The sequence below is a fragment of the Novosphingobium percolationis genome (assembly GCF_020179425.1).
Taxonomy (GTDB): Bacteria; Pseudomonadota; Alphaproteobacteria; order Sphingomonadales; family Sphingomonadaceae; genus Novosphingobium; species Novosphingobium percolationis.
Genome location: NZ_JAILYM010000004.1, coordinates 320472 through 347155, shown reverse-complemented (window position 1 = coordinate 347155; position 26684 = coordinate 320472). Strand labels below are relative to the sequence as shown.

At 68.3% G+C, this 26684-nt stretch carries 30 protein-coding genes; 17 read left to right on the top strand and 13 right to left on the bottom strand.

Annotated features, from left to right (window positions below):
• Positions 1-85: 85 nt before the first annotated feature.
• Positions 86-859: a HesA/MoeB/ThiF family protein gene (locus K3A84_RS13025; protein ID WP_225009775.1), complete on the top strand. Its 774-nt coding sequence runs from the start codon at positions 86-88 to the stop codon at positions 857-859.
• On the opposite strand, the gene K3A84_RS13020 is transcribed toward K3A84_RS13025, so the two are convergent.
• Positions 848-1564, bottom strand: coding sequence for an NAD-dependent deacylase (locus tag K3A84_RS13020; protein ID WP_225009774.1), 717 nt, complete (start codon positions 1562-1564; stop codon positions 848-850). The two genes, K3A84_RS13025 and K3A84_RS13020, sit on opposite strands and share 12 nt — an antisense overlap.
• A 35-nt stretch (positions 1565-1599) precedes the next feature.
• On the opposite strand from K3A84_RS13020, the gene dapB reads away from it, so the two are divergent.
• Genes dapB through K3A84_RS13005 form a run of 3 tightly spaced genes read left to right on the top strand, consistent with a single transcriptional unit; the run spans position 1600 to position 3409 of the window.
• Complete coding sequence (gene dapB, locus K3A84_RS13015) at positions 1600-2328, top strand: 4-hydroxy-tetrahydrodipicolinate reductase (RefSeq protein ID WP_225009773.1); 729 nt, start codon at positions 1600-1602, stop codon at positions 2326-2328.
• Complete coding sequence (nth, locus tag K3A84_RS13010) at positions 2325-3017, top strand: endonuclease III (protein WP_225009772.1); 693 nt, start codon at positions 2325-2327, stop codon at positions 3015-3017. Before dapB ends, nth begins: the two co-directional genes overlap by 4 nt.
• Positions 3014-3409, top strand: coding sequence for a hypothetical protein (locus tag K3A84_RS13005; RefSeq protein ID WP_225009771.1), 396 nt, complete (start codon positions 3014-3016; stop codon positions 3407-3409). The genes nth and K3A84_RS13005 overlap by 4 nt, the downstream gene beginning before the upstream one ends.
• 21 nt (positions 3410-3430) lie before the next feature.
• Here K3A84_RS13005 and K3A84_RS13000 read toward each other — a convergent pair whose 3' ends face one another.
• The 5 genes from K3A84_RS13000 to K3A84_RS12980 all read right to left on the bottom strand — a co-directional run bounded on the left by K3A84_RS13000 (position 3431) and on the right by K3A84_RS12980 (position 7770).
• A complete protein-coding gene (locus tag K3A84_RS13000; protein WP_318248306.1) occupies positions 3431-3712 on the bottom strand; it encodes a hypothetical protein in 282 nt (93 codons plus the stop codon).
• 44 nt (positions 3713-3756) lie between these two features.
• Complete coding sequence (locus tag K3A84_RS12995; RefSeq protein ID WP_404823152.1) at positions 3757-5949, bottom strand: transglycosylase domain-containing protein; 2193 nt, start codon at positions 5947-5949, stop codon at positions 3757-3759.
• 161 nt (positions 5950-6110) lie between these two features.
• Positions 6111-6509 (bottom strand): peptide-methionine (R)-S-oxide reductase MsrB, encoded by a 399-nt coding sequence (msrB, locus tag K3A84_RS12990; protein WP_225009769.1) that lies wholly within the window; start codon positions 6507-6509, stop codon positions 6111-6113.
• A 73-nt stretch (positions 6510-6582) separates the two neighbouring features.
• The gene (locus K3A84_RS12985; RefSeq protein ID WP_225009768.1) at positions 6583-7263 is read right to left on the bottom strand and encodes a hypothetical protein; all 681 of its coding nucleotides are present in this window, start codon (positions 7261-7263) and stop codon (positions 6583-6585) included.
• 159 nt (positions 7264-7422) lie between these two features.
• Positions 7423-7770, bottom strand: coding sequence for a CC_3452 family protein (locus K3A84_RS12980; protein WP_225009767.1), 348 nt, complete (start codon positions 7768-7770; stop codon positions 7423-7425).
• Between the two features lie 158 nt (positions 7771-7928).
• On the opposite strand from K3A84_RS12980, the gene K3A84_RS12975 reads away from it, so the two are divergent.
• A complete protein-coding gene (locus K3A84_RS12975) occupies positions 7929-8423 on the top strand; it encodes a winged helix-turn-helix transcriptional regulator (RefSeq protein WP_225009766.1) in 495 nt (164 codons plus the stop codon).
• A gap of 120 nt (positions 8424-8543) precedes the next feature.
• Here K3A84_RS12975 and K3A84_RS12970 read toward each other — a convergent pair whose 3' ends face one another.
• The gene (locus K3A84_RS12970) at positions 8544-8870 is read right to left on the bottom strand and encodes a UrcA family protein (protein ID WP_225009765.1); all 327 of its coding nucleotides are present in this window, start codon (positions 8868-8870) and stop codon (positions 8544-8546) included.
• 278 nt (positions 8871-9148) lie between these two features.
• On the opposite strand from K3A84_RS12970, the gene K3A84_RS12965 reads away from it, so the two are divergent.
• A complete protein-coding gene (locus K3A84_RS12965; RefSeq protein ID WP_225009764.1) occupies positions 9149-10003 on the top strand; it encodes a diacylglycerol kinase family protein in 855 nt (284 codons plus the stop codon).
• 31 nt (positions 10004-10034) lie between these two features.
• Positions 10035-10883: a metallophosphoesterase family protein gene (locus K3A84_RS12960; protein ID WP_225009763.1), complete on the top strand. Its 849-nt coding sequence runs from the start codon at positions 10035-10037 to the stop codon at positions 10881-10883.
• A 48-nt stretch (positions 10884-10931) separates the two neighbouring features.
• Here the strand turns inward: K3A84_RS12960 and K3A84_RS12955 are convergent, their stop codons facing one another.
• Positions 10932-11864: a glutathione S-transferase family protein gene (locus K3A84_RS12955; RefSeq protein WP_225009762.1), complete on the bottom strand. Its 933-nt coding sequence runs from the start codon at positions 11862-11864 to the stop codon at positions 10932-10934.
• A 114-nt stretch (positions 11865-11978) separates the two neighbouring features.
• On the opposite strand from K3A84_RS12955, the gene K3A84_RS12950 reads away from it, so the two are divergent.
• The 3 genes from K3A84_RS12950 to K3A84_RS12940 all read left to right on the top strand — a co-directional run bounded on the left by K3A84_RS12950 (position 11979) and on the right by K3A84_RS12940 (position 13544).
• A complete protein-coding gene (locus tag K3A84_RS12950) occupies positions 11979-12860 on the top strand; it encodes a thioesterase family protein (protein ID WP_225009761.1) in 882 nt (293 codons plus the stop codon).
• A 235-nt stretch (positions 12861-13095) separates the two neighbouring features.
• Complete coding sequence (gene infA, locus K3A84_RS12945; protein WP_169495020.1) at positions 13096-13350, top strand: translation initiation factor IF-1; 255 nt, start codon at positions 13096-13098, stop codon at positions 13348-13350.
• Between the two features lie 38 nt (positions 13351-13388).
• Positions 13389-13544 carry a hypothetical protein gene (locus K3A84_RS12940; protein ID WP_225009760.1) on the top strand — a complete coding sequence of 52 codons (156 nt, stop codon included), beginning with the start codon at positions 13389-13391 and terminating at the stop codon, positions 13542-13544.
• A gap of 200 nt (positions 13545-13744) precedes the next feature.
• Here K3A84_RS12940 and K3A84_RS20640 read toward each other — a convergent pair whose 3' ends face one another.
• Entirely contained in the window at positions 13745-14647 is a 903-nt protein-coding gene (locus K3A84_RS20640) for a c-type cytochrome (RefSeq protein WP_225009759.1), read from the bottom strand.
• Between the two features lie 183 nt (positions 14648-14830).
• Between K3A84_RS20640 and K3A84_RS12930 the strand changes: the two genes are divergently transcribed.
• From K3A84_RS12930 to K3A84_RS12900, 7 genes are read left to right on the top strand one after another with little or no spacing between them, the layout of a single operon-like run.
• The gene (locus K3A84_RS12930) at positions 14831-15721 is read left to right on the top strand and encodes a prephenate dehydratase (RefSeq protein ID WP_225009872.1); all 891 of its coding nucleotides are present in this window, start codon (positions 14831-14833) and stop codon (positions 15719-15721) included.
• A gap of 40 nt (positions 15722-15761) precedes the next feature.
• Positions 15762-16412 carry a DUF4129 domain-containing protein gene (locus tag K3A84_RS12925; RefSeq protein WP_225009758.1) on the top strand — a complete coding sequence of 217 codons (651 nt, stop codon included), beginning with the start codon at positions 15762-15764 and terminating at the stop codon, positions 16410-16412.
• Positions 16409-17668 (top strand): DUF4350 domain-containing protein, encoded by a 1260-nt coding sequence (locus tag K3A84_RS12920; RefSeq protein ID WP_225009757.1) that lies wholly within the window; start codon positions 16409-16411, stop codon positions 17666-17668. The genes K3A84_RS12925 and K3A84_RS12920 overlap by 4 nt, the downstream gene beginning before the upstream one ends.
• Positions 17665-18621: an AAA family ATPase gene (locus K3A84_RS12915; RefSeq protein WP_225009756.1), complete on the top strand. Its 957-nt coding sequence runs from the start codon at positions 17665-17667 to the stop codon at positions 18619-18621. The genes K3A84_RS12920 and K3A84_RS12915 overlap by 4 nt, the downstream gene beginning before the upstream one ends.
• Positions 18618-19961, top strand: a complete 1344-nt coding sequence (locus tag K3A84_RS12910) for a DUF58 domain-containing protein (RefSeq protein WP_225009755.1) — start codon at positions 18618-18620, stop codon at positions 19959-19961. The genes K3A84_RS12915 and K3A84_RS12910 overlap by 4 nt, the downstream gene beginning before the upstream one ends.
• Positions 19958-21007 carry a stage II sporulation protein M gene (locus tag K3A84_RS12905; protein ID WP_225009754.1) on the top strand — a complete coding sequence of 350 codons (1050 nt, stop codon included), beginning with the start codon at positions 19958-19960 and terminating at the stop codon, positions 21005-21007. Before K3A84_RS12910 ends, K3A84_RS12905 begins: the two co-directional genes overlap by 4 nt.
• Positions 21004-21906: an RDD family protein gene (locus K3A84_RS12900; RefSeq protein WP_225009753.1), complete on the top strand. Its 903-nt coding sequence runs from the start codon at positions 21004-21006 to the stop codon at positions 21904-21906. Before K3A84_RS12905 ends, K3A84_RS12900 begins: the two co-directional genes overlap by 4 nt.
• 21 nt (positions 21907-21927) lie before the next feature.
• Here K3A84_RS12900 and K3A84_RS12895 read toward each other — a convergent pair whose 3' ends face one another.
• From K3A84_RS12895 to K3A84_RS12880, 4 genes are all read right to left on the bottom strand, one after another.
• Complete coding sequence (locus tag K3A84_RS12895; RefSeq protein WP_225009752.1) at positions 21928-23226, bottom strand: cytochrome P450; 1299 nt, start codon at positions 23224-23226, stop codon at positions 21928-21930.
• Between the two features lie 4 nt (positions 23227-23230).
• A complete protein-coding gene (locus K3A84_RS12890) occupies positions 23231-24766 on the bottom strand; it encodes an acyl-CoA synthetase (RefSeq protein WP_225009751.1) in 1536 nt (511 codons plus the stop codon).
• A 215-nt stretch (positions 24767-24981) separates the two neighbouring features.
• Complete coding sequence (locus tag K3A84_RS12885; RefSeq protein WP_225009750.1) at positions 24982-25692, bottom strand: M23 family metallopeptidase; 711 nt, start codon at positions 25690-25692, stop codon at positions 24982-24984.
• Positions 25693-25867: 175 nt separating this feature from the next.
• Complete coding sequence (locus K3A84_RS12880; RefSeq protein ID WP_225009749.1) at positions 25868-26677, bottom strand: ferritin-like domain-containing protein; 810 nt, start codon at positions 26675-26677, stop codon at positions 25868-25870.
• Positions 26678-26684: the final 7 nt, after the last annotated feature.

Below are 26684 nucleotides of genomic sequence, written 5' to 3'. Positions count from 1 at the left end.
AGACTGCGCGAGCCGCGCTCGCTTGTCACGCGGCATTCTCCCACGCGGCTTTCGCCGGTGCGCCAAAGCCATTAAGGCCAGCCCCATGACGCTTTCGCCCGACCGCCTCGATCGTTTCGCCCGCCACATCGTCCTGCCCGAAGTGGGCGGCGCGGGGCAGGCGCGGCTGGCGCAGGCCCATGTCGTGCTGGTCGGCATGGGCGGCATCGGCAGCCCGGCGCTGCAATATCTTGCAGGCGCGGGCGTGGGCCGGCTGACCCTGATCGACGATGACGCGGTGGAGGCGAGCAATCTCCAGCGGCAGACGATCTACACTACGGCGGATATCGGCAAGGCCAAGGCCGAGGCCGCCGCCGACTGGGTGCGCCGCTTCGATCCGGCGCTGGCCGTCACCCCGCATCAGCTCCGCGTGACGCGCGACAATACCGCCGCCCTCATCGCCGGGGCCGACGTGGTGCTCGATGGCTGCGACAACTTCGCCACGCGCCTTGCCGTGTCCGATGCCTGCGTCGCGGCGGGCGTGCCGCTGACCAGCGCCGCGCTCGGGCGCTTCCAGGGGCAGGTCGCCAACTTCGCCGGGCACCGCGAAGGGCATTCCTGCTACCGCTGTTTCGTCGGCGATGCCTTCGATGCCGAAGATTGCGACACTTGCGCCGATCTGGGAGTGCTGGGCGCGATGGTCGGCATGGTCGGCGCGTTCGGCGCCATGGCCGCGATCCGAGTGCTGCTGGAAGGCGTGTCCACGCTTGGCGACCCGCAATGGGGCCAGATCCACGTTCTCGACGGCCTCAAGCCGGGTCTGCGCTCAATGCGCATCGTCAAGGATGGCGAATGCCGGGGCTGCAATTCAGCCGCTTAGCATTTCCTCCACCCACGCGGGCACCACTTCGCTCGCCGCCCCCAGCCGCGTCTCCTCGAACCACGCCGAACCTTGCGAGCGTTCGAGGTTCAGTTCCAGCGTCCGCGCGCCCAGATCGCGCGCCGCGCGCACGAATCCCGCCGCCGGATAGACCGCGCCCGAAGTGCCGATCGACACGAACAGGTCCGCCTCGCGCAGCGCCTCCCCGATCGCATCCATGTGGTAGGGCACCTCGCCGAACCACACCACGTCGGGCCGCAACGCCTGCGCGCCGCAGCCGGGGCAGGGCGGGCCATCGCGCAAGGGGCCGGTCCAGCGGTGCCGCACATCGCAGGCCGTGCACCAGGCGTTGAGGTGTTCGCCGTGCATATGCACGACGTTCAGCGCCCCGCCGCGCTCGTGCAGGTCGTCGACGTTCTGCGTCACGATCAGAACGTCGCCGCCCGGCACCGTCTTCGCCCACTCGCGATCGAGCCGCGCCAGCGCGTGATGCGCCGCGTTCGGCTGCTTGGTCTGGATCGCCTCGCGCCGCATGTCGTAGAAGCGCTGGACCAGATCCGGGTCGCGCGCGAAGGCTTCGGGCGTTGCGACGTCTTCCACCCGGTGCTGCTCCCACAGGCCGCCCCCGCCGCGAAAGGTGTCGATGCCGCTCTCGGCGGAAATGCCCGCGCCGGTCAGGATCACGATGTTGCGAATGTGGCTCATCACGGCCATGAAGCACGCCAGACACGGGGTGAGCAATGGCGAGAATCGGGATTATCGGAAACGCGGGCCGCATGGGGCAGGCGCTCGAAGCGGCCATCGTGGCGGCCGGGCATGACCTTGCCGGCGGCATCGACAAGGGCGGCGATGTCGCGGCGCTGGCGGCGGCAAGCGATGTGCTGGTCGATTTCTCCGCACCGGGCGCGCTCGAATTCAACCTCGACGCGGCGATCCATGCCGGGGTGCCCATGGTCGTCGGCACCACCGGCCTTGAAGAACGCCATCACTGGCTGGTCGATGCCGCCGCCGTCTCGATCCCCGTGCTCCAGACCGGCAACACCTCGCTCGGCGTCACCTTGCTTGCCCACCTCGTCCGCGAAGCGGCACAGCGGCTGGGCGAGGACTGGGACATCGAGATCGTCGAAACCCACCATCGCATGAAGGTCGATGCGCCCTCGGGCACCGCGCTGCTGCTGGGCGAAGCCGCTGCGCGTGGGCGCGGGGTCGATCTTCAGGACGAAGCGGTGCGTGGCCGCGACGGCATCACGGGCGCCCGCGTTGCCGGGACCATCGGCTTTGCATCGTTGCGCGGCGGCACCGTGGCGGGCGACCATTCGGTCCACTTCCTGGCCGACAACGAACGGCTCACCCTGTCGCACCTCGCCGAAAACCGCGGCATCTTTGCGCGTGGCGCGATCCGCGCGGCAGACTGGATCGTGGGCAAGGCGCCCGGTCGCTATTCGATGCGCGAAGTGCTCGACCTTTGAAAAAGGACGATATCTTCGAGTTCTTCCGCCGCCTGGCAGAGGCAAACCCCGATCCGCAGACCGAGCTGGAATTCGGCAACGTCTACCAGCTGCTGGTCGCGGTCACGCTCTCGGCGCAATCGACCGACGTCGGCGTCAACAAGGCGACGCGGCGGCTCTTTGCCGAGGTCAAGACGCCCGCGCAGATGCTGGAGCTGGGCGAGGAGGGGCTGAAAGAGCACATCAAGACCATCGGCCTGTTCAATTCCAAGGCGAAGAACGTCATCGCCATGGCCGAAATCCTCGTGCGCGAGCATGGCGGCGAAGTGCCCGCCGATCGCGACGCGCTCACCGCGCTGCCCGGCGTCGGGCGCAAGACCGCCAACGTGGTGCTCAACTGCGCGTTCGGGGCGGAGACCTTCGCGGTCGATACGCACATCTTCCGCGTCGGCAACCGCACTGGCCTTGCCAAGGGCAAGACCCCGCTCGCGGTCGAAAAGCAGCTCGAAAAAAAGGTGCCGCAACCCTTCCGCGTCGGCTCGCACCATTGGATGATCCTGCACGGTCGCTATATCTGCAAGGCGCGCACCCCCGAATGCTGGCGCTGCCCGGTCGTCGACTTGTGCGGCTTCAAGGGCAAGGTGCTGGAAAAGGGCGCGCAACCCCAGACCGGCAAAAAGCCGCGGGTAGCAAAGGAGAGAATGGCATGAAGGCGCGATTCATCGGCCTGGCCTTGGCCGCACTCGGCGTCGCGTCCTGCGCTCCCATGGCGCAGGGCGGCAGCAACGGTCACGGCAAGGACGTTCCCGCCGCCCGACCCATGGGCACGGCGCAAAGCTGCATCCCCATCGCGCAGATCTCGGAAAGCCGTGTGCGCGACGACTGGACCATCGATTTCCGCATGGCGGGCAGGAAGTGGTATCGCAACACGCTGCCCTACCGCTGCAACAGCCTCGGCTTCGAGCGCGCGTTTTCCTACAGCACGTCGCTCTCGCAGCTTTGTTCAACCGACATCATCACGGTGATCCAGTCGAATTCGCCCCAGATGATGCGCGGTTCGTGCGGGCTGGGGCAGTTCCAGCCGGTCGAACTGGTCAAGTAGTCCGACCGGCCGGTTGAAGCGTCAGTAGGTTGACGGCGGATCGCTCGCCGGGAAGCTTTCGTCCGCGGCCTCGTCCACCTTGTCCCACTTCGGCGGGTCCGAACGCATACCTGCGGTCCCGGCGCTGCGTACTTTCGAGAAGTTGTCGCCCGTATGCTCGCCATGGGCGAAAGCCGCGTGTTGCGGCTCCGCGCCATCGCCCTTGAACCTGTTCCAGATGAAGTAGCCCACCGCACCGGCCGCGGCCAATCGCAACAATCCCATCGTCGCCTCCTGTCGTCTTTCGGGCATCTCGCCCTTCACGACAGACAACGACCGGCAGCGCGTTTGGTTCGCGGCCGGACGGCTCAGGGTGTCGTGATGACCTTCCCGATCGGCGGCAGCGGACGCGGCTGGCCCGCGCCGCTGCCATTGCCGGCCCCACGCGGTGCGGGCGCCGACATCGGCTTCTGGCGCGGCGCGTCCGCCCCCTGCCGCCCTGTCGCACGGTCGAGGAAATCGTCGTTCGCCGCTGCTGGCGGAGGGGCATCGCCGCCCTGGTCCACCGGCACCCCCTGATCCGCGCCATCCGGGCTCGCCTTGCCGCTCTGGTCGACGATATTGCCATTGGGGTCGACGTAGAAATAGTCGTCGGGATTGGCCTGCATCGCCTCGTCGTCGGGCTCCAGCTGCCATTGCGGCAGCTTCAGCTCGGTCTCGAACTTCTCGACCGGGCGCTTGGCGGTCGCCACCTTCATGTAGGCGGCAAAGGCGCGCGCGGGCGCGGTGCCGCCCTGCAACCCGGGAACAGCGCGCGCATCGTCGCGCCCCATCCACACGCCGGTCGTGATCCCGCTGGAAAAGCCCAGGAACCAGCCATCCTTGTTCGAACTGGTGGTGCCGGTCTTGCCAGCCACGGGTCGGCCAATCTGCGCGGCGCGGCCGGTGCCGGTGCTGACGGCGGTCTGCAACAGGTCGGTGATCGCGGCGGCGACATAGGCTGGCACGAGCTGCTGCTGCGTGTCCGGGCGATGGCTGTAGAGCACTTCGCCGTCGGTCGTCGTCACCTTGCGGATGCCATAGGGGACCACGGTCACGCCCTTGGCCGAAACTTCGGCAAAGGCGCGCACCATGTCGATCACGCGCACGTCGCTGGTGCCCAGCACCATCGAGGGCTGCGTGTTGATCGGGGTGGTGATGCCAAAGCGGCGCGCCATGTTGGCAACGGCACCAAAGCCCACCTCGTTGCCCAGCTGCGCGGCGACGGTGTTCTTGGAATAGGCAAAGGCGGTGCGCACGTCGATCGGCCCGGCATACGTACCGCCCGAATTGCGCGGGCTCCAGCCCTGGATCGTCACGGGTTCGTCCACCACGCGGTCATCGGGGGTGTAGCCCGCTTCCAGCGCGGCGAGATAGACGAACAGCTTCCACGCCGAACCCGGCTGGCGCACGGCATTCACCGCGCGGTTGTAGTTGCTGGTGACATAGTCGGTGCCGCCCACCATCGCCAGCACCGCGCCGTCGCGGTCCACGCTGACCAGCGCGCCCTGCACGCCGTTGGGCACGTTCTGCTGCAATGAAGCCGTCGCCGCACGCTGCGCCACGGGATCGAGCGTGGTCCACACCTCGATCGGCTGGTCGATCTCGGGCGCGACGATGTCGAGCTGCGGCAGCACCCAGTCGGTGAAATAGCGCGCTGAATTCTGGCCCTGCTCTGCCGCCAGCTTGACGCGCTTGAAATCGACCGCGTTGGCTTGCGCCGGGGTCAGCGTGCCCGCGTCGGCCATGGTCTGCACCACCACCTGCGCGCGGTCCACCGCAGCCTTGGCGTCGGCTGTGGGGGAATAGTGCGAAGGCGCCTTGACCAGGCCCGCAATGATCGCGGCTTCTTCCAGCGTCAGCTGGTCGCCCGGGTGGCCGAAGAACTTGCGCGCGGCCGAATCCACGCCATAGGCACCGCCGCCAAAATAGACCTTGTTGAGATACAGCTCGAGGATCTGGTTCTTGCTGAACCGGGTTTCGAGCGCCATCGCCAGCACCGCCTCGCGGATCTTGCGATCGAAGGTGCGGCTGTTGTTGAGGAACACGTTGCGCGCGAGCTGCTGGGTGATGGTCGAACCACCCTGCCGCCAGTGCCCGCTTTGCACGCGCACCATCACCGAGCGCACGATGCCGATCGGATCGACGCCGAAGTGTTCGCGATAGCGCCGGTCCTCGACCGAGATCATCGCGTCCTTCATCACCTCGGGGATGCGCGAATAAGGCACCCACTTGCCATAGCTCGGCCCCAGCGTGACGATTTCCGACCCGTCGTTGGCGCGCACGACGATCATCTGGCCGGCTTGGCTGGACTTCAGCTTTTCATAGCTCGGCAGCGAACGCGCGGTGATCAGCACGGCGACGACCACGCCGATCACGGCCAGCAGCGCAAAACCGCCACTCCAGACGAACAGGCGGCGAATCATGCGACCCAGAAAAGACCCTTCGCGCGCGCTGCGCGCAGGACGGCGACCCGGCTGACGCTCGGGATCGGGGCGGCGGGGCGTATCCCTTCTCGCCATCGGTGCTTGGTTCTTTCCCTCATGATTCGGACAGGTCTGTTTCGGGCAGGCGCTACGTTGCGGCGCGCCATAGCGGAGCGCCCTGCGGCCTCTGCATAGGCAATTTGTAACGCAGGGTTAATCGGAACTTTCCGCATACGTTCGTGGCGCGGTCTGCGTGCTCAATCCTTGGGGGTGAAATCCAGCGCCGCGCTGTTCATGCAGTAGCGTAGCCCCGTCGGCGCGGGGCCATCGGGAAAAACGTGGCCCAGGTGCCCGTCGCAGCGCGCGCAGCGCACTTCGGTGCGGACCATCCCGTGCGAAGTGTCGACGTGCTCGTCCACCACGTCCGGCACGACCGGGGCGGTGAAGCTGGGCCAGCCGCAGCCGCTGTCGAACTTGGCGTCCGATTCGAACAGGGGGGCGCCGCACCCGGCGCAGAAGTATTCGCCCGCAGCCTTGTTCTTGTCGTACTTGCCGGTGAACGCGCGCTCGGTCCCGGCCTGGCGCAGTATATGGTACTGCTCCGGGGTCAGGCGCTCGCGCCATTCGGCTTCGGTCAGGTTCAGCTTGTCGGCCATCGCAAATCTCCTGGGATCGGGCGCAATATGGGGTCGCCGGGCGCTTGCTCAATGGTGCCGGGCGCAGCGGCGGTCAGTAGTGGGACTTGGGGTCGGGCTTCGCCAGATCGTAGCAATGCGCGATGTCGTATTTCTCGACCCCTCCGTCGCCATCGAACGCTTCCTTGAGCATGGCGTCATGTGCGAGCGCGAGCGCGGCGTCGGCCTCGTCCCCCGACTTGCCCGCTGCCACCAGCGCCTCATGCTCGCGCGCGGACAGCACCGACGCCAGCGTCTTGAGATCCTGCGCCGCCGGGCTGAGCCCTTCGCGCGCATGGACCTCGTCATAGGCAAGGCTCAGGATCGCGCTGCACTGGAGCAGGTCGGGGGTCTTGAGCGGCGGTATTTCGGCATCGAGCCGGACGAGGCAGGGCTTGAGCGCGGCGGCCAGCGCCGCGTCGGGATCGGCCGCCTGCTGCAAGGCCGCTACGTCGGCGCTCAGCAGGTCGCGCACCTGCGCGGGCGTCAGCCCCGCTTCGCCCGAAACGCGCGTGCCCACATCGGCGAAGTAGCGCTTGCCGCGCGCTGCCAGCGGCGGAAACGCTGCGGCGGCATCATCGCCCTGTGCTTGCGCGGAGGCCGCCAGCGCCAGCGTCGCTGCGCATTGCAGGTCGCGCCGGTGCGTCTCGGTCAGGCGCGAAAGATCGGGCTGGAGTGCGGGAGGAGAGGCTGCGGCCAGCGAAAACGCGGCCGCGATCAGGGCAAGGGAGCGCATGGGCCCACGCTATAAGGCCCGCGCCTCGACCGGTCATGAACAAAAAAGGAGGCCGCGAGGGGCCAGGAACCCTTCGCGACCTTCGAGGAAACCAGCGCATGGCAGGTAGGGTGGACAGGCCCGCGCTGGAGAGAGATGGTCAGACCCGTGCGGACAGGCTTACTTGCCGGTGTTGCACTTGGTCAGGTCTTCTGCGGCCAGTTCACCCTCGGGCGTGGCAAAGCGGGCGATCGGGCCGACCTTCTTGACGAGGCGGGCGCAGACCACGGCGGCGCGCGAGGTGTCGCGCGGGGCGGTGCATTCGCTGCCCGCGCAGGCCCACGGCGTTTCGCCGTTCACGAAGCGCTTGGGTGCATCCAGCGGGCTGGCGAGCGTCACCGCATAGTAAGAAGCGGCGGCGTGCGAAGGCGTCGCGGTCACGCCGAAGCTGAGCGCGGTGCCAGCCAGCGCGAGCGCGGCCGGAAGGAGCTGGCGCAGGGCGCCATTGTTGAGAGCAGTCATGGTCATTCCCCTTTTAAGCGGCGGATATCGCGCGCCGTGGCCTTGCGACGGGAACGGCAGGTGGAGAGGATGCGATTTCCGTTGCGAATCACTACTTATCAGGATAGGTTGCAGGTTGCAACTAGAAACTTAACTTGGTCGCTTAGATGGAGTAGGCAACACCGATGGAGAAGCTCAGGGAACCACTCGCCGATCTCGCGCTCTGCGGCCTTCCGGTGGCGCTGGAAGCCATGGGAGAACGCTGGTCGTTCATGATCCTGCGCGCCGCCTTCAACGGGGTGCGGCATTTCGAGGATTTCCTCGATGTGCTGGGCATCGCGCGCAACATCCTTTCCAATCGGTTGTCAAGGCTGGTCGAAGCCGGCGTGCTCAAGCGTGAACATTGCGCCGATGATCGCCGCCGCATCGAATATCGTCTGACCGACAAGGGCATCGACCTGCTGCCCGCCATGCTGGCGCTACGCCAGTGGGGCGAAAAGTGGGGAGGGGCGCCGTCGGACCCGGTGCTGTGCGACCAGCGCGATGGCCGCCCGATCAAGCCGATCTCGATCCGCGCGCACGATGATCGCGAGGTCTGCGGCCACGATCTCGCCTGGCGTAACCAGGCCGACGTCGATGCCGATGTCGAACGCGCCCGCCTGCGCGCCGTGCCTTCCTGAAGAACGCAAGCGGGGCAGGGCGCCGGGTTTGGCGTCCTGCCCCGGTCGTCCGGTGCCGGATGTCCCCGCGCGCCGTGGGACTGGCTGGAACGGCGCGCGGATCATCTCACCGGAACGATATCAGCGGGCCATCGCGGGCTGCTGGCGCACCATGGCATAGCTGGCGCGCGCGGCCTTCAGCGCATCGTTGAAGCAGCGGCGTTCGTAGCTGCGCTCGCTCAGCGGGTGCGGTCCGGTGTTCACGTCGCACACCGCACCGGCGGCGCGGCGCAGTCGTCCATCGAGCTGCGCCTGGCCCTCGGCGGTCGACAGGTCGAGGCCGGAGAGGCTGACGACCTTGCTGCGCGTTTCGAGTTCGACAGGGGCGGCGAAGGCGGTGGGGATGGAAAGCGTCGCGGCGGCAAACACGGCAGCGGCGGCGATCGAGCGGGTGGTGTTGCGGATCATGGCAGTGCTCCTGGGACGGGTTCGGGGTCGGGTCAGGTTTCGTTCTGGGTCGGTTAGGTGTCGTTCAGGGTTGCGGCGGCGGAGCGGGGTTCGGGGGGTGCGTTACCGCCGCCGCATGACCATTTTCCTAGGCGAATCATGGGGCTGGCGCGCGCCATGGTCGATCGGCCCGCAAGCGCGCCCGACCAACCGTCGTCCGGGCCGACGAACCGCATCCCACGCTCTGCGAACGACAGGCGGCGGGAACCGGCGCCCCTTTCGCGCGGTTCTGGCGCACGATGTCCGACATTTCAGAAACCCGCCCGCTGTGGCTGCTCGTCAACGCCGCTAGCGGCAGCAATACCGCCGAATCGGTGGAGCAGCTTGAACAGGCGCTGCGCCCCGCGCGTACCTTGCGCTTTCCCGACGACGAGCTGGCCGATCGCGCCGCGCTCGAATCGGCGGGTGTGGCCACGCTGGCGATCTTCACCGGCGATGGCACCGCCAACTCGCAGGTTCGCCGTCTCGAAGGGTGGCAGGGCGACGTTCTGGTCCTGCCGGGCGGCACGCAGAACCTGCTGGCCAAGGCGCTGCATGGCGAAGACTGCACCCTTGGGGGCATCCTTGAATCCCTTGCTTCCGACAGGCTCTCCCGCCGCCAGCCACGCGCTGTCGCGACCTCGCAGGGGCCGGCGCTGGTCGAAGTGCTGGCCGGCCCCGGCGCGACCTGGGCCGATGTACGTGAAGGCGTGCGCGATCTTGACCTGTCCACCATCGCCAGCGCGCTGGGCGAAGCGGTGCGGACCACCGCCAATGGCGCACCGGTCCGCGTGGCCGAGCCGCGCCTGGGCAAGCCCGAAGGCTACCGCGCGCTGAGGCTCGATGCGACGCAGGGCACGCTGACGCTCGATGGCTACGATGCGCAGGGGATCGGGGATGTAGCCGCGCAAGGCGTCGCCATGCTGGTCAAGCGCGATTTTCGCGCCGGGCCGCACGACAAGCTGGGCACGTGCGAACGCGTCACCGTCGAAAGCGACGACCCCATCGCGCTGATGATCGACGGCGAGCGCCACGACGGCTCACCCCGCGAAACCTTCGCCTGTATCACGCTCGACGTGCACTTTCTGGGCCGAGCCGGCCCCGCAGATGGTTGACCGGGGCTGCGCGCCGGGAGAGGAGGCGCGCATGACCCGCGTGTTCCACATCAGCGACATCCACTTCGGCCTCGAAGACCGCCGCGCGCTCGACTGGGTGGTCGACTGCGTGCGCGAGGAGCGCCCCGATGCCGTCGCCATCACCGGCGACTTGACGATGCGTGCCCGTCACCGCGAATTCCGCGCCGCCTGCGCCTGGATCAGCGCGCTCGACGTGCCGGTGACGGTCGAGGTCGGCAACCACGACCTGCCCTATTTCAACCTGGTCGAGCGCTTCCTCGATCCCTACCGCCGCTTCCGCTCGATCGAGAGCGTGCTCGAACGCGAAGTGCCGCTGCCGGGCGCGGCGATCGTCCCGCTTAAGACCACGGCGCGCGCGCAATGGCGGCTCAACTGGTCAAAGGGCACCGTGGGCCGCAAGGCGCTGGCAGAAACGCTGGGCCAGATCGACGCGCTTCCGCATGGCACGCGCGCGATCGTAGCGTGCCATCACCCGCTGGTCGAAGCGGGCACGCGCGGCAAGGCGCTGACACGCGGCGGCGATCACGCGCTGGCCGAACTCGCGAGGCGCGGCGTGCTGGCGGTGCTGTCGGGCCACGTCCATGATCCGTTCGACCTGATCCATCCCACCCCCAACGGGCCGGTGCGGATGATCGGCGCGGGCACGCTATCCCAGCGGGTGCGGTCGACCCCGCCCAGCTTCAACGAACTGACCTTTACAGATGGCGACATCCGCGTGCGGGTGCGCAATCTGGAAATGATCCCGACCCGCGCCATGCAGATCGAGGACGTTCCTGAAAACGCCTTGCCACCGCGCGCCGAAGGCGAACCCGTCGCCCCGATCGGCGCGGTCCCGCCCTTCGACCCGCCGGTGCATTGAAACGCCGTTCCCATCGCTTCTTGCGCGGGGGATGGCGTCCCGTCCGGCCTATGCCGCCGCCAGCGCGAAGCCGATGCGGGGAACGTGGACCTGGATCGCCCCGAGGTCCGCATCCTCGCGCCGCACCACCAACCGCAGCGCGGAGGCGGCAACGAGCGTTCCCGCAATCGGATCGCGGCCATAGTCGGTGGCCGAGACGACCACCTTGTGGCCGATCAGCGCGGCATCGCCCGGCGCGGCGGCCGGTTCACCGGCGGGTACCGGCGTGGCCGACGGTTGGGCTGCGCGCGCAGCGGCCAGCGCCTCGGCGCGGGTCGCCTCGCGGCGCTGGCCGTGGCCCAGCGCGACGACGCGGCCGTACCAGTCGGCAAGGCCCGGCAGGTCTTCGAACAGCGGCGCGGCGGGCGGGAAGAACGAGCGCACGAACCACAGGTTGTAGAAGGCATTGGCGTCGGCAAGGCCGGGCCTCTCGCCTTCGAGGAAGGCGCGGCCATCGGCCAGCTGCTGTGAAACGAGCGCGGCATGGGCGCGCAATTGCGTCGCCATGTGCGGATAGGCGGCCTTCATCGCGGCCACGTTGAACGGCGCGCCCGACAGCGCCTCGCGGTCCTTGATGAATTCCTGCCCGATGGTCTCGCCGACATGGGCGAAGATCACCGCGACGGCGGCCTGAAAGAACGAACGATCGGTCCATTCCGCCAGCGCCGAGGCAAGGCCGCCCGCACCGCTGGGGAACAGGCCGGGCGCGGGATGGCGCGCTTCCAACTCGCGCACGATCAGCACGCTGTCGCAATAGATGTCCGCGCCCACCTGCAGCACGGGGATCTTGCGATAGCCCCCGGTCAGCGGCAGCAGCTCGGGCTTGGGCATGACCACCGGCTGGTCGACCGCACCCCAGGCCAGGCCCTTGATGCCCAGGCACACCCGCACCTTTTCCGAAAAGGGCGACGAATCATACTGGTGCAGCAACAGGTCAGTCATGGCGCGCTCTCCCCGCAAGTCTTGTCGCGTGCGATCCTATCGTGCCCCGCATCGCCTTGGCAACCTCGTTTAAGCGTGTAATTAAAACCGCTTCATTTCCGACCGGAGATCGTCTTGTCCGCGCCTGCCCCTGAAACTGCTGCCGAAAACGCCATTCACCATCCGCTGCCGCTGTTCGAGCAGGACGGCGATCTGTTCGTGCCCACGCGCGCCGGGCGCGGCTACTGGCAGGAAGGGACGCTCAACGGATCGGCGGTTGCGGCGCTGACGGGCTATGTGATCGAGCGCGATTTCGGCGCGTCGGGCCTCGTGCCGGTTCGTTTCTGCGTCGACATGTTGCGCATGGCCCCGGCCGAGCCGCTCTCCGTGACGACCGAGGCGATCCACGATGGCGGGCGGCTCAAGCTGATCGAGGCGCGGATCGTCTGCGGCGGCAAGCTGGTGACGCGCGCCACCTGCCAGTTCGTGCGCGAGGGCGAGGCGCCCGCCAATCCCACCTGGCAGACTCCGACGTGGGCCGTGCCGCATCCCGATACGCTGCCCTCGCTCCATCGCTTCACCCGTTGGGACGCCCGGCCCATTCCGCCCGAATACGCGCGGGTGGAGCGCGTTGCGCCGCCGGGGGGCGATGCGGCGCATGGCAACGTGCCCGTGCTGGGCGACATCGCCCCGCCCGAACGGCGGCAGGTCTGGCTCAAGCCGCTGGGCGAGGTGGTGGCGGGCCATGCGCTGACGCCGTTCCTGCGCGTGGTGGTGACGGGCGATTTCGCCAGCCCGTTGACTCATTCGAGCCGGTTCGGGATCGATTACGTCAACACCGACTTCACCGCCTATCTCCACCGCCTGCCGCTAGGCGAATGGCTGGGCTACGAACTGACCGGGCATCTCAGCCGCGCGGGCGTCGCGGTGGGGGAATGCCGCCTGCACGATCTGGCCGGGCCACTGGGCACGATCAACGTTTCCGCCGCCGCGCAAGTGCGCCGGAAGAAGCCGTGAATCGCGCAAACGCGGCGCAAAATGCGGGCGCACCCTTGCATTTTGTGCCGCTTTCGCCCATATCCGGCCCTGCATACGTCGCCTGCGACGGAAAATCATGGCGTTGGCCGGGCGCAAAGCCCTGTCGCCTCCGCAACCTTTTTCCATCCGAGCCTTGCCGCCGTGCCGGTTTTTCCGGTTGCGCGCACGTCCGTATTCGGGCGACGACCTGTCACTTCGCAAGGGGAGCCGCTCGATGGCCAAGGAAGAACTGCTGACGCTCGATGGCGAGATCGATGAGATCCTGCCCGATGGCCGATTCGGAGTCCGGCTGGAAAACGACCACCGGATCATCGCCTATACCGCGGGCAAGATGCGCAAGTTTCGCATCCGCTCGATCGTGGGCGACCGCGTGCGCGTCGAGATGACCCCCTATGATCTTACCAAGGGTCGTATCGTCTACCGTGAAAAGATCGGTGGCGGCGGGCCTGGTGCAGCGCGCAGGCGCTGAGTCCCATACCTGCAACAGGCGCGTGCTACGCGTCAGGAATGATGATGCATCTGAACGATACCAAGACGACCAACGGCTTCTCGAACTTCCCTGCCGTCCTGCTCCGCCGCTTCCGGCCCGAGTTGGTGCAGGCCACTGCCCCGGCGCTCTCGCGCGAGGAACTGCGGCGAATCGTCCGCGACATGGTGGACTGACCTGGCAGGTTGAAACAGACAGCCTGAAAACAGACGAAGGGCGGCCCCACGGTCGCCCTTTTGCTTTGGGGGGCTCCGCTTGCGCGTGCTGGGGGCCGATCCGCACTTTGCCGCCGGCCTTGCCGTCTCCAACGAAAAAGGGCGCCCCGCAGGAGCGCCCTTCTTGCGATTCGCTTGGGCCCCTTGGCGGGGCGATGCGCTTACTTCTTGGTCTTGAGGTAAGCGATCACGTCGGCGCGCTGCTTGGCATCGGGCAGACCCGCGAAGGTCATCTTGGTGCCGGCGGCGAACTTGGCCGGGCCGGTCAGCCAGGTGTCGAGCGTCGCGTCGTCCCAGACGCCGCCCTTGGCCTTGAGCGCATCGGAGAACTGGAAGCCGCCGCGGTCGCCCGCGACCTTTTCACCGGCGATCCCGGCAAGGTTCGGGCCGATGCCGTTGGGCTGGCCGGCTTCGATGGTGTGGCAGGCCTTGCACTTGGCGAAGATCTTCTCGCCCGCAGCGGCATCGCCGACAACCGGCGCGGCAGCCGCGCCAGCGGCCGGAGCCGCCCCGGCAGCGGGAACCGCTTCGGGCGCCGGCAGCGGCAGGTTCGAACCCTTCGAGTTCAAGTACAGGATCACGTCGGCGCGTTCCTGCGGATTGGCGATGCCCGCGAACGACATCTTGGTGCCGTCGGCGAACTTCTTGGGGTTGGTCAGCCACTCGTCGAGCGTGGCGAAGTCCCACTTGGCCGCCTTGGCCTTGAGCGCGTCGGAGAAGGCGAAGCCGCCCTTGCCGACAGCCGCTGCTTCACCCACGGTCGCCCACAGGTTGGGGCCGATGCCGTTGGCAGCGCCCTGATCGATGGTGTGGCATGCCTTGCACTTGGCGAAGATTGCCTCGCCCTTGGCCACGTCGCCGGTGGCGAGGCGGTTGGCGATCGGCAGAACCGCCGCCGCGCCTGCGCCGCCTTCGGCCTCGACGCCTTCAATGGCATAACCCATCGTTTCGGGCCGTTCGGGCTTGTTGGCGCCATAGTAGTGCGCCGAAAGGCTCGAAAGCCCCAGAGCCACGATGCCGCCGAACAGCGTCCAACCGGCGATGGTGTTGAAACGGTCGTCCATTCCGAGCCCCATGCTGCGCCCTGCCGGCACCCTGCCGACCCCCGCGCGTATTTCGCGTCCGTCTAGTCAGCACCCCGCGCCTGCGCAAGAGCCATTGCACCCTCTTGTCACAGTCTCTGGCCACAAGGACAGGTGAAAGCCGCTTGCCGCGCCTCGTTGCGGGGCTTAATCGCCCGCCTCGCCATGCAGAGCTATCCCGCACCCGCGCTCGCCCTCGTCGAATCGATGAGCCTCGCCGCCGCCGCCGATCCCGCGCGCGCGGTCGCCTTTCAGGGTGCGCCGGGCGCCAATTCGCACCGCGCCGCGATGGAAGCGCTGCCCGACGGGCTGCCGCTGCCGTGCTTTTCGTTCGAGGACGCGCTCGATGCGGTGAAGGAAGGCCGCGCGGGCCGCGCGATCATCCCGATCGAGAATTCGCAGCACGGCCGCGTGGCCGACATGCACTTCCTGCTGCCCGAATCCGGCCTGAGCATCGTCGGCGAGCACTTCATGGAGATCCACGCCTGCCTGATGGGCTTGAGCGATGGTCCGTTCACCGCGGCCTACAGCCACCCGCAGGCGCTGGGCCAGTCGCGCTTCTATCTGCGCGAACGGGGCATCGTGCCGATGAGCTATGCCGATACCGCGGGCGCGGCGGCCTATGTCGCGGAGCTGGGCGATCCCACGGTCTGCGCGCTCGCGCCCAAGATCGCGGCCGAGCTGTATGGCCTGAAGGTCATCGCCGAGAACGTCGAGGACGCGCACGACAACATGACGCGCTTCGTCGTGCTGGCGAAGGAGCCGCTGGACCCCGCGACGATCACCGGCCCCGCCATCACCACTTTCGTGTTCGAGGTGCGCAACATCCCCGCCGCGCTCTACAAGGCGCTCGGCGGCTTTGCGACCAACGGCGTCAACATGACCAAGCTGGAAAGCTACCAGCGGGGGGCAAGCTTCTCGGCGACCGCGTTCTATGCCGATATCGTCGGCGCGCCGGGCGACCCGGCCGTGGACCGCGCGCTGGAGGAACTGGGCTTCTTCGCCAAGGACTTGCGCATGCTCGGCACTTATCCGCTGGAACGCGAACGCGGCTGATCGCTTGCAGGCGGCCTGAGGCCGTGCCAGCAAGGCGATCGTGACGGGGCGAGCCGCAGCCATTTCCGCAAGCGAGAGCGGCGAGCGTGCGTGGCGCGCCGCGCGCGACATGGCCGATATCCAGTACGCGCCGCTGCCGCCCAAGGTGCCCACGCCGCCGCCCGCCTGGCTTGAGGCGCTGATGCGCTTCCTGGCCAAACTGCTCGAACCCGTGGGGCGCTGGCTGGGGCAGGGCTGGGGGCTGGTCGAGACCGGCCTGCTGGTGCTGGCCGTCATCGGCGCGCTGTGGATCGCCGCCAGCCTGCTGCTGCCGGTCTGGCGTGCGCGCCGGACGCGCAAGACCGCGCCCGAGGAATGGACCCCCGACCACGCCGAGGCCGAACTGCTGCTCTCCGATGCCGACCGCCTCGCCGCCGAGGGGCGCTTCGACGAGGCGGCGCACCTGCTGCTGCGCCGCAGCGTCGGCCAGATCGCCACCGCGCGCCCGACGCTGCTCTCGCCATCGAACACCGCGCGCGAGATCGCCGACCTTGCCGCGCTGCCGCCGCCTGCGCGCACGGCCTTTGCGACCATGGCCGAAGCTGTTGAGCGCGCGCTCTATGCGCTGCGCCCGCTGTCGGGCGAGGACTGGGCGCAGGCCCGCAGCGCCTATGCTGCCTTTGCCCGCGTCGGGCTGGAGGGAGCGGCGTGAACGGCCAGCCCTTCGCGCGCGGCACGCTGGCCGCCATGCTGTTTGGCGGCCTTGTCGCCTTTGCCGCGCTGTTGTGGAGCCTTGGCCACGCCGCGCCCGATGCCAACGATGGCGGCGGCCATGCCGGGGGGCGCGGGCTCAACGGTTTTGCCGGGCTTGCCGCCCTGCTCGAAGCCGACGGGTTCGACGTGCGCCGCAGCCGCGACCGGCAGGCTGAAGCCATGCCCGGCCTGCTGGTGCTGACCCCGCCCGCCGGGGCCAAGGGCAGCGATATAACCGACCTCGTCGTCGCGCACCGTCATGTCGGGCCGACGCTGGTGGTGACGCCGAAGTGGCGCGCTGCGCCGATTTCCGGCGATGACCGCGCGCAAAAGGGCTGGACGCAGATCGTCGGCGTGCAGCCGCCCGAATGGCCGGGCTTTGCCGATGACGTGTCGGTCGCCGTCGCGTCTGCGAAGGGCTGGACCGCCAAGGGGCGCAGCGGGCCGCTGCCCGAACGCAAGGCGGTTCTATCGGGCGCGGGGCGGGCGCTGGTGCCGCTGGTGGTTGCGGACGACGGTCGCATCCTTGCCGCCTTCGCCAACGATTCGGGCCGCTATCCGGTGCTGGAACGCTTCGCCGGACTCGATTCGCCGATCGGGGGCAGGGATCCCGATCTCTATCCGCTGGTCTTCGTGTTCGAGCCGGACCTGCTCGACAACTGGGGGCTGGCCGACCGTCGCAGCGGCCTTCTCGCGCGCGATCTCGTCCTTGCGACGGCGGGCGGCGAGCGAGTGCCGGTGACGTTCGACCTGACGCTCGTCGGCCTTGGCGCCCCGCGCAACCTGCTGACGCTGGCGTTCGAGCCGCCCTTCCTTGCCGCCACGCTGTGCCTGTTGCTGGCAGCAGCCGCGGCGATCTGGCGCGGATTCCAGCGATTCGGCCCGGCGCGGCTGCCCACGCGTGCGCTGGCACATGGCAAGGCGGCGCTGGTGGCCAATGCGGCGGGTCTGATCCGCCGTTCGGGCCGCCTCCACCTCGTGTCCCGGCCCTATGCCGAAGCCGCGCGCGAGCGGCTGGTCGCCAGCCTGGCGCTGCCCAGGGCGCGCGCCGCGTCCGACAGCGATGCCGCGATAGACCGGCTGGCGGCGGCGCGCGGGATTGCCGGGCCTTCGTTCACCACGCTGGTCACGCGCCTGTCCACGGCGCGCACGGCCCACGACGTGGTGCGCCACGCGGCCGATCTCCACCGATTCGAAAAGGACATGATGCAATGACTCTGGACGAGGTACGCGCGCTCGCCGAAGCGATCCGGGGCGAGGTGGGCAAGGCCGTGATCGGCCAGCAGGAAATCGTCGACCACCTGCTGGTCGCGCTGTTCGCGCGCGGGCACGTCCTGCTGGAAGGGCCACCCGGCACTGCCAAGACCTTCCTCGCGCAGAGCTTCGCCACCGCGCTGGGCCTCGATTTCGGGCGCATCCAGTTCACGCCAGACCTGATGCCGGGCGATATCCTCGGGTCCAACCTGTTCAACTTCCAGACCAGCCAGTTCACGCTGACGCGCGGGGCGATCTTCCACGACCTGCTGCTGGCCGACGAGATCAACCGCACCCCGCCCAAGACGCAGGCCGCGCTGCTAGAGGCGATGCAGGAACGGCGCGTCACGCTCGACGGCCAGACCCATCCGCTGTCCGAACGTTTCATGGTGATCGCCACGCAGAACCCCATCGAGAACCAGGGCGTCTATCCGCTGCCCGAAGCACAGCTCGACCGCTTCGCGTTCAAGCTGCTGGTGGGCTACCCGGACCACGCCGAGGAAGCGCGGATCGTGGCGCGCTATGGCGATGGCGGCGTGGGCGCCAAGCCTGCCGACCTCGGCGTGATGGCGGTGGCCGATGCGGACACGCTGGCGCAGGCGGTGGCCGCGACCGGCGCGGTCACGCTGTCCGACAGCGTGGTGGACTATATCGTGCGGCTGGTGCGCGCCTCGCGCGAAAGCGCCGACCTCATCGCCGGGGCCAGCCCGCGCGCTGCCGTGCTGCTGGCGGGCGCGGCGCGGGCGCGGGCGGCGATCGCGGCGCGCGACTACGTGCTGCCCGACGACGTCAAGGCGCTGGCGCCTGCGGTGCTGCGCCATCGCATGGTGTTGAGCCCGGCGGCGGAAATCGAAGGGCGGCAGGCCGAGGCCATCGTCGCCGACCTCATCGCGCGGACCGACAGCCCGCGGTGAAGCTGCGCCTGCCCGCCCTGCCTGCGCCACGCTTCCAGCCCACCGCGCGCGCGGTGTTGCTGCTGCTGGCGATCGCGCCCGTCGGCCTGATCGCGGCGGTGCTCGCGCCTGCGGCATGGACGTTGGCCCCGGCGCTGGGCGGCGCGCTGTTGCTGCTCGTGCTGCTCGACGCGGCCTTTGCGGGCACGATCGGCGATGCGCGCGTGCTGGTGGACGACGAGGCGGAAGTGGGCCGGACGCTGCGGCTGGTGGTTCTCGCCGAACCGCTGCGCGCGCCCGCGCGCCGGGCCGAGGCGGCGCTGGCGGTGGGCGCGCAACTGGTCGAGGGCGGGCGGATCGGCGTGCCGCTGGCGATCGCTGACGGTGCCTTGCAGGGCGCGGTCGATGTTGCCCCGGTCCGGCGTGGCGCGGCGCGGATCGAAACCCTCTGGCTGCGCTGGGCGGGGCCGCTGGGCCTTGCCGAACGGACCGTTTCTCGCCCTCTCGATTTGACGGTGCGCGTGCAGCCCGACCTGTCCGCGCTGCGTTCGGGCGAATTGCAGCTGTTCCTGCGCGATGCCGACATCGGGCTGGTCGCGCGGCGGGTGCGCGGCGCGGGCGCGGAGTTCGAGGCGCTGGCCGACTACGAGCCGGGCATGGACCGCCGGCGGATCGACTGGAAGGCCTCGGCCCGTCACGCGCGGCTGGTGGCGCGCGAATACGAGACCGAGCGCAACACGCAGATCGTCTTCGCGCTCGATTGCGGGCAGGCGATGTGCGAGCCGGTGGCGGGCCTCGCGCGGATCGACCGTGCCGTCACCGCCGTGCTCGCCACCGCATGGGTCGCGCTCAAAGGGCAGGACCGCGTGGCGCTGCTGGGCTTTGCGGCCAAGCCGCTGGCGCTGACGCCTTTCGTCACCGCCCCGCGCGATTTCCACCGCCTGCGCGAAGCGGCGGCGGATCTGGATTACCGCACCGAGGAGCCGAACTTCACCTGGGCCATGGCCACGCTGGCGAGCAGGCTCAAGCGGCGTTCGCTGGTGGTGGTGTTCTCCGATTTCACCGATCCCGCCAGCGCGGAGCTGATGCTGGAAAGCGTGGGGCGGCTGGTGGACCGCCATGTCGTGCTGTTCGTGGTGATGGAGGATGCCGAGCTGACCGGGATCGCCACCGCGCCGCCTGTCGATCTCGATGCCGTGTCGCAGGCGGTCACGGCGAACGCACTGCTGCACCAGCGCCAGCTCGTGCTGCAACGCCTGCGTCGTCTGGGCGTGCGCGTGGTCGAGGCGCGGCACGATGCGATCGGCCTCGCGCTGATCGACGCCTATCTCGCGGTCAAGCGGCAGGGGCTGGTCGGATGAGCGTGCTGGGCGAGCGACTGGCCGGTCTGCTCGGGCGAGGAGCGCTGGAACAGGCGCCCGACGTGGCGCAGGCGGTGCTGCGGTCCGACCGTTTCCGGCTGGAGCGCGAGGGCGACTGGAAGCGGCTCGAACGGATTGTCGCCGAAATCGAGCGTGGCCGCTTGCGCAAGGTGTCGGACGAAGACCTGCTGGCGCTGCCCGCGCTCTATCGCATGGCGGCCTCGTCGCTGTCGATCGCGCGCGAGACCTCGCTCGACGAGGATCTGGCGGTCTGGCTCGAATCGCTGACCCGGCGCGCTTGGTTCGTGGTCTATGGCCCGCGCGCGGGGCTGTGGCGCTGGCTGCGCGGTTTCCTCGGCGGCGGGTGGGGCGCGGCGGTACGCGGGCTCGGACCGGACATCCTGATCGCGCTCGCGGTGATGGTGGCGGGCACGCTGGTCGGCTGGCTGCTGGTCGCGTCCGATCCGAACTGGTACTATGCGCTGGCCCCGTCGGGCGACGAGCGCGTACCCGGCGCGAGCAGGGCGGTGCTGGAGCGCACGCTGTTCGGCAATGCGGACGAGCCTGCCTTGTCGGTCTTTGCGGCGATGCTGTTCAGCAACAACGCGCAGGTCTCGATCCTCGCCTTCGCGCTCGGCTTCGCTTTCGGCGTGCCGACGCTGCTTCTGCTGCTGCACAACACCGCGATGCTGGGCGCGCTGCTGTGGCTCTATCACGGGCAGGGGCTGACTTTCGAACTGGTCGGCTGGCTATCGGTTCACGGCACGACAGAACTGTTCGCGATCCTGCTGGCGGGGGCAGCGGGGCTGCACGTTGGCCGCGCCATGGCCTTTCCGGGCGAGGTGGCGGTGCTCGATGCCGCCGCCGTCGCCGGGAGGCGCGCGGCGCTGGTGATGACCGGCGTGGTGCTGATGCTGATCGTGGCGGCGCTGCTCGAGGCTTTCGCGCGGCAGCTGCTCGACGCCACCGCGCCGCGCCTGATCGTGGGCGGCTTCATGCTGGTGTTCTGGATCGGCTACCTGTTCGTGTGGCGGCGTGGGCGATGAGCGCGCGGATCGCCTCCGACGCGGATCGCCGCCGCCGCTGGCTGGTGACGCCCGAAGGCGTGGCGCTGCCCTTTGTGCTGGCGTCGCGCGGTGCCCGCGCGGCGGCGCTGCTGATCGACCTGTTCCTGATCGGCGCGGCGATGGTCGTGACCAGCCTTGCGTTGCTGTGGCTGGCGCAGGGCGTGGGCCTGAACCTGTCCGACAAGGGGCCAGCGGGCCATGCCTTGCAGGGCCTCGCGGTCCTGTGGTTCCTCGCGATGTTCCTGTTCCGCAACGCCTGGTTCCTGGCGTTCGAGCTGGGGCCGCGCGGGTCGACGCCGGGCAAGCGGCTGGCGGGCATCCGCGTGGCGGCGCGCGATGGCGGGCGGCTGACGACCGAGGCGGTGATCGCGCGCAACCTGCTGCGCGATGTCGAACTGTTCATGCCGCTGGTGTTCCTCGGCGGTGCGATGGCCAGCGGCGGCGATACCGACCTTGCCGCCTGGGCGGGGCTGGGCTGGTTCGCCCTGTTCGTGTGCATGCCTTTCATCAACAAGGATGGCTTGCGCTGCGGCGACATGATCGCCGGGACATGGGTGGTCGAGGCACAGACCCGCAAGCTGCGCCGTCCGCTGGCGCTGCGCCCAGCCGCGCAGGCGGCGCCCGTTGCGACCTATCGCTTCGGGGCGGAGGAACTCGCCGTCTACGGTGAATACGAGCTTCAGGCCCTCGAACGCGTGCTGCACGAGGACCGGGCGGAGACCCTGGCCGAGGTTGCCGCGACGATCTGCGGCAAGATCGGCTGGAGCGTCGGCGCGGAGGACCACCGCCCGTTTCTCGAAGCCTATTACATCCAGTTGCGCGCGCATCTCGAACACGGGATGCGCTTTGGGCGGCGCAAGGCGGACAAATTCGCCTGAGTGCGCCGCCCGTTGCGGTGTTCAGCTGGCCTTGAAGCGGATCGGCAGGGTCTTGAGACCGCCGACGAACGTGCTCTTGGCCCGCTTGGGTTCACCCGCCAGTTCCAGGCTGTCGATGCGATCGAGCAGCGCTTCGAACAGGATGCGCATTTCCAGCCGGGCGAGGTGCAGGCCGAGGCACTGGTGCGCGCCCGCGCCGAACGCGATGTGGCGGTTGCCATCGCGGGCGGCATCGAACTTGCGCGGGTTCTCGAACTGCGCCGGATCGTGGTTGGCGGCGACGTAGTTGAGCATCAGCCAGTCGCCAGCGGCGATGTTCACACCGCCCACCTCGACGTCCTCCATCGCGGTGCGCATGAAGTGCTGGACCGGCGTGGTCCAGCGGATCGCTTCCTCGACCACGCCTGCCAGCAGGCTGCGATCGGCCTTGACGCGGGCGAACTGGTCCGGGTCCTGGGCAAGCGCGAGCATCGCGCCCGCCGTCGATGCCGAAGTGGTGTCGTGGCCCGCTGATGCGACGATGATGTAGTAGCCGGCCAGATCGCGCGCCGAAAGCGGCTCGCCGTCGATGGTCGCGTTGGCGAGCACGCTGGCGACGTCGTTGGTCGGGTTCCTGCGGCGCTCCTCGGCCAGTGCAAAGAAGTAGGCCTCGAAGTCGCTGACCGCGCCCATCACGATCTGCTGGATCTGCTCCGGCGTCAGGTCGGCCATGCCCGACTTGTTGAGGTCTTCATCCTGTCCGCCGAACATCTGTTGGGTCAGGAACAGCATCCGCGGCTCGTCCTCCTCGGGCACGCCGAGGATCTGCATGACGACATGGAGCGGATAGGGCGCGGAGACCAGCGTGCAGAAGTCGGCCTCCGGCCCCGCCGCGATCAGCCGATCGACGGTGTGCGCGGCCAGCGTGCGGATGTCTTCCTCGATCTTCCGCAGGTTCTTGGGCATGAACCATTCCTGCGTCAGGCGGCGCAGCTTGGGATGCGACGGCGCATCGATCGAGACGAGCGAGCTGATGAGGTTGGGGCTGCCGCCGGTGATCGAGCGGGCAAAGGCTTCGCCCTGCTTGCCGGTGAAGACGGTGCTGCGCGGCGCGTTGAGGAAGGTCTGGTTGTCCTTTGACACGCGCATCACGTCTTCATGGCGGGTCAGCAGCCAGAACGGTTCATGAAAGTCCTCGGCGCTTTCGATGCGCACCACCGGGGTTTCGGCGCGGATGCGGTCGAAGCGGTCGAGCAGCGGTCCCCACTCCGCATACGAGCGGGGATCGATCACGGCGATGGCGTCCTCGGCCGAGGCGACGGGGTTCGGGATCGCACCCATCGTTTCAGGCCTCCAGCGCCGCAGCGGCCTTGTATTCATCGCGCAGCAGCCGCTTGAACAGCTTGCCGGTAGGTTCGCGCGGCAGTTCCTCGCGGAAGTCGATCTGGCGCGGCATCTTCACGCGCGACAGTTGCGGATTGAGCCATTCGGTCAGTTCGGCCGCCAGTGCCGGTCCTGCTTCGGCCATGTCGGCAGGCTGCACCACTGCCACCACGCGCTCGCCCATGTCGGGATCGGGCGCCCCGATCACGGCCACGTCGGCCACCTTGGGGTGGGTGACGAGCAGGCTCTCGATCTCCTGCGGGTAGATGTTCACCCCGCCCGAGATGATCATGAAGCTCTTGCGGTCGGTGAGGAACAGGAAGCCGTCCTCGTCCACCCGGCCGATATCGCCCAGGCTGGTCCAGCCGTGCTTGTTGGTGGCCTCGGCGGTCTTGGTCGGGTCGTTGTGGTACTCGAACGCGCCGCCGCCTTCGAAAAACACCTGGCCTTCCTGGCCGGCCGGCACTTCGTCGCCGTTATCGTCGCAGATGTGGATGATCCCGGTGATCACGCGGCCGACCGAACCCGGACGCTGCAGCCAGTCCTCGCTAGAGATGAAGGTGAAGCCGTTGCCTTCGGTGCCGGCGTAGTATTCCTTGAGGATCGGGCCCCACCATTCGATCATCGCGTGCTTGACCGGAATGGGGCAGGGCGCGGCGGCATGGATCGCGCACTTGAGCGAGGAGATATCGTACTTGCTGCGCACGTCCTCGGGCAGCTTGAGCAGGCGGACGAAATGGGTCGGCACCCACTGGCTGTCGGTGATCTTGTACTTCTCGATCAGCTGGAGCGCGTGTTCCGGATCGAACTTGTCCATCACCACAACCGTTCCGCCGAGGCGATGGACGCCCATCGACCAGCGCAGCGGTGCCGCATGATAGAGCGGAGCGGGTGAGAGATACACCGAATCAGGGGTGAACCCGAACACCTCCGACGCCACCATCATCAGCGAGGTGGGGGCGCCGATGGCCGGTTCTTCCGGCATTGGCACCCGCACGCCCTTGGGCTTGCCGGTGGTACCCGACGAATAGAGCATGTCGCCGCCTGCGCGTTCATCCGCGATCGGCGTCGCGGGCATCTTCGCCAGCTCGGCTTCGAGGTCATGGGCGTCGACCCCGCCGAGGCGCAGTTGGGGAACCGAGGGCGCCAGCGCCGCAACCTCGTCGAGCACCTTGTTCAGGTAGGTCGAGCTGACCAGCAGCTTGGCACCGCTGTCCTGCGCGATATAGGCGATCTCGGGCGCGGCCAGGCGGCACGAAATGGCCACGAACACCAGGCCTGCGCGTTGCGCGCCCCACACCAGCGAGAAATATTCTGGACGGTTTTCAAGGCTAATCGCCACGGTATCGCCGATCTGCATCCCGCGCGCGCGCAGCAGCTGGGCGAAGCGGTTGCTGGCTTCGTCAAGCTCGCGATAGGTCAGGCTGCGACCGTCGGCCATGATGACCGCAGGCTTTTCCGGGTGATTCCGGGCGTGCGTGCTCGGGTGATAATGCATGGAATCCTCTCTTCGCTGACGGCGCGAGGCCGCTTGCGGGAGACTTTAACCGCATGATTAAAACGTGCAACGGGATTCGTTGCATTGTGCAACGCAACAACAGGAAAGGCGCAGGAATCGGCAAGATTTGCAGCGCGTTCGTGCAAAAGAAAAAGGCGACGTTTCCGCCGCCTTTTTCCATGTCCTCTCCAAGAGGCTGTAGCGACCGGCGCGGCTTATTCGGGGCCGCCGCGTCCTTCGGCCGGATCGTTGTTGGCATAGAGGTTGCCGGCGCCCTGCATGTAGGGGATCGGGTTGACCGCTTCGCCCGCAACGCGGACTTCGTAGTGCAGGTGCGGGCCGGTCGAGCGGCCCGTCGAGCCGACATAGCCGATCACGTCGCCCTTGCGGACCTGCTGGCCTTCGGCAACGGCGATGCGCGACATGTGGCCGTAGCGGGTTTCGAGGTTTGCGCCATGCTCCAGCTCGACGAGCAGGCCGTAGCCGCCCATCCAGTCGGCCTTGCCGACGACGCCATCGGCCGATGCGTAGATCGGGGTGCCGGTGGCGGCGGGAAGATCGATGCCCTTGTGCTGGCGCAGGCCGCCCAGAACCGGGTGGACGCGCAGGCCGAAGCCGCTCGACATCGCGCGGCTGGAATTGACCGGCATCAGTGAGGGGATCGACACGGTACCCGAACGCGCCGGCTTGGCGGTGGTGGCGGGAAGGCCACCATCAAGCGCCTGCCACGACGAGAACAGCGAGCGGAACTGCTGGTCGCCGTTGTCGGTGGTGACGACCGAATTGCGGGTGGCTTCAGCGGCGCGGAGCGGCGAAGCGATATCGGCCGAGGCGGCGCTGTTGGCGAACGCCGGAACCGAAACGAGGGAAGCAAGAGCGGCAAGGGCGCCGAAAGCATTCCGAAGGGTTTTGATGTTTTGCGACATTACGACCCGAACGACCTTCTTGTTTTTCGAACCTTCGCAGCGTGAACCGCGACGGACGCGCTGACCCCCAGTGCGTACCGCAGAGACGCTGTCGCGCCGCCGTGGGATTTTTTTGAGATAAGGTCGGAACCCCCCGTCCATCTCTCGATTGGAGGGGTAGAGGCAGGGCGTCAGATCACGCAACCCCTGCCATCATTTCGCACGACAGACCGGCTGAACGACGCGCCGAGTCGTTGAACGGTGGCTTAATGGCCCCGCGAAAGTGGCGCTCGACCAGTATTTTCCACAGGGTCGGCGGTGATTCACCGCGTTCCTGGCATACCGATTCAAAATGACTTGTGCCGAAGCGCACATGGCGGATTTCATCGTCAAGGATTCGCTTGAGGATGCGCGCGGAGCGTTCGTCGTCCGCCGCGAGGAACCGTTCGATGGTCACGGGGGTCACGTCCAGCCCGCGCGCTTCGAGCACCATCGGCACCACCGCAAGCCGCGCGGCGACATCGTGCGCCGTTTCGCGCGCGGCATCCCACAGTCCGTCGTGCGCGGGCATCGCGCCATAGCGCGAACCCAGCGTCTTCAGCCTGCGTGCAAGGAGGGAGAAATGCATTGCCTCGTCCGCGGCGACCGACAGCCAGTCGCTGACGAACTGCCGACCCATCGCCTCGCCGAAGCGCCCTGCGGCATCGAGCGCAAGGTCGATCGCCACGAATTCGATGTGGCACAGCGCATGGAGCAGCGCGATCCGTCCGCGTTCCGACCCGCCGCGTCCGCGCTTGGGCATGGCGTTGGGCGGGAGCAATTGCGGCGCATCGGGCCGCGCGGGCACGTCGGGCAGGGCTTCGTCAAACACGAATGCCAGCCGGCCAGCCTGCCAGTTGCGCGCGACGGTCCGTGTGGCCATGGCCTTGGCGAACGGATCAGCTGTCAGCATGGCGGCGCGGATCGCACCTGCCAGGGAAGGCCCAGTCAGCGAGGGCGTCGTCATGGGGTGA

Coding starts and splice junctions, on each gene's coding strand:
- msrB (WP_225009769.1), bottom strand. CDS start 6,509: ATGGCCGACAAGCTGAACCTGACCGAAGCCGAATGGCGCGAGCGCCTG.
- K3A84_RS12890 (WP_225009751.1), bottom strand. CDS start 24,766: ATGCATTATCACCCGAGCACGCACGCCCGGAATCACCCGGAAAAGCCT.
- K3A84_RS20640 (WP_225009759.1), bottom strand. CDS start 14,647: ATGGACGACCGTTTCAACACCATCGCCGGTTGGACGCTGTTCGGCGGC.
- K3A84_RS12885 (WP_225009750.1), bottom strand. CDS start 25,692: ATGTCGCAAAACATCAAAACCCTTCGGAATGCTTTCGGCGCCCTTGCC.
- K3A84_RS12985 (WP_225009768.1), bottom strand. CDS start 7,263: ATGCGCTCCCTTGCCCTGATCGCGGCCGCGTTTTCGCTGGCCGCAGCC.
- K3A84_RS12940 (WP_225009760.1), top strand. CDS start 13,389: ATGATGATGCATCTGAACGATACCAAGACGACCAACGGCTTCTCGAAC.
- K3A84_RS13025 (WP_225009775.1), top strand. CDS start 86: ATGACGCTTTCGCCCGACCGCCTCGATCGTTTCGCCCGCCACATCGTC.
- K3A84_RS13005 (WP_225009771.1), top strand. CDS start 3,014: ATGAAGGCGCGATTCATCGGCCTGGCCTTGGCCGCACTCGGCGTCGCG.
- K3A84_RS12970 (WP_225009765.1), bottom strand. CDS start 8,870: ATGATCCGCAACACCACCCGCTCGATCGCCGCCGCTGCCGTGTTTGCC.
- K3A84_RS12905 (WP_225009754.1), top strand. CDS start 19,958: ATGAGCGTGCTGGGCGAGCGACTGGCCGGTCTGCTCGGGCGAGGAGCG.
- dapB (WP_225009773.1), top strand. CDS start 1,600: ATGGCGAGAATCGGGATTATCGGAAACGCGGGCCGCATGGGGCAGGCG.
- K3A84_RS12975 (WP_225009766.1), top strand. CDS start 7,929: ATGGAGAAGCTCAGGGAACCACTCGCCGATCTCGCGCTCTGCGGCCTT.
- K3A84_RS12965 (WP_225009764.1), top strand. CDS start 9,149: ATGTCCGACATTTCAGAAACCCGCCCGCTGTGGCTGCTCGTCAACGCC.
- K3A84_RS12995 (WP_404823152.1), bottom strand. CDS start 5,949: ATGGCGAGAAGGGATACGCCCCGCCGCCCCGATCCCGAGCGTCAGCCG.
- K3A84_RS12895 (WP_225009752.1), bottom strand. CDS start 23,226: ATGGGTGCGATCCCGAACCCCGTCGCCTCGGCCGAGGACGCCATCGCC.
- K3A84_RS13020 (WP_225009774.1), bottom strand. CDS start 1,564: ATGAGCCACATTCGCAACATCGTGATCCTGACCGGCGCGGGCATTTCC.
- K3A84_RS12955 (WP_225009762.1), bottom strand. CDS start 11,864: ATGACTGACCTGTTGCTGCACCAGTATGATTCGTCGCCCTTTTCGGAA.
- K3A84_RS12900 (WP_225009753.1), top strand. CDS start 21,004: ATGAGCGCGCGGATCGCCTCCGACGCGGATCGCCGCCGCCGCTGGCTG.
- K3A84_RS12980 (WP_225009767.1), bottom strand. CDS start 7,770: ATGACCATGACTGCTCTCAACAATGGCGCCCTGCGCCAGCTCCTTCCG.
- K3A84_RS12960 (WP_225009763.1), top strand. CDS start 10,035: ATGACCCGCGTGTTCCACATCAGCGACATCCACTTCGGCCTCGAAGAC.
- infA (WP_169495020.1), top strand. CDS start 13,096: ATGGCCAAGGAAGAACTGCTGACGCTCGATGGCGAGATCGATGAGATC.
- K3A84_RS12880 (WP_225009749.1), bottom strand. CDS start 26,677: ATGACGACGCCCTCGCTGACTGGGCCTTCCCTGGCAGGTGCGATCCGC.
- K3A84_RS12930 (WP_225009872.1), top strand. CDS start 14,831: ATGCAGAGCTATCCCGCACCCGCGCTCGCCCTCGTCGAATCGATGAGC.
- K3A84_RS12915 (WP_225009756.1), top strand. CDS start 17,665: ATGACTCTGGACGAGGTACGCGCGCTCGCCGAAGCGATCCGGGGCGAG.